This window comes from Streptomyces sp. URMC 126 (assembly GCF_051386555.1).
Classification (GTDB): Bacteria; Actinomycetota; Actinomycetes; order Streptomycetales; family Streptomycetaceae; genus Streptomyces.
Genome location: NZ_JBPQTX010000887.1, coordinates 1 through 271, shown reverse-complemented (window position 1 = coordinate 271; position 271 = coordinate 1). Strand labels below are relative to the sequence as shown.

General features: G+C 70.8%; 1 protein-coding gene. It reads left to right on the top strand.

All coding sequences use genetic code 11. The features are described 5' to 3' along the window. Window positions 1–10 precede the first annotated feature (10 nt). Window positions 11–271: sulfatase-like hydrolase/transferase (locus ACSNOK_RS34355; RefSeq protein WP_436784645.1), on the top strand; the 261-nt coding region annotated here is incomplete at its 3' end.

Sequence of the window (271 nt, the reverse complement as noted above, 5' to 3'; positions counted from 1 at the left end):
GCCCAACATCGTGATCATGCTGGCCGACGACCAGCGCTGGGACGCGCTCGGTGTCGTCCAGCGCGAGCAGGGCACGCGGGGCCGGTTCCCTTTCCTGCGCGACGCCTTGCCCAACCTCGACCGGCTGGCGGGGCTAGGGGTGCGATTCCGCAACGCGTTCGTGGTCAGCTCGCTCTGCTCGCCCAGCCGGGCGGCGTTCCTCACCGGCCGCTACAACCACCTGAACGGGGTCACCGACAACCGAACGCCGTTCCCGCTCGCCGGCACGACC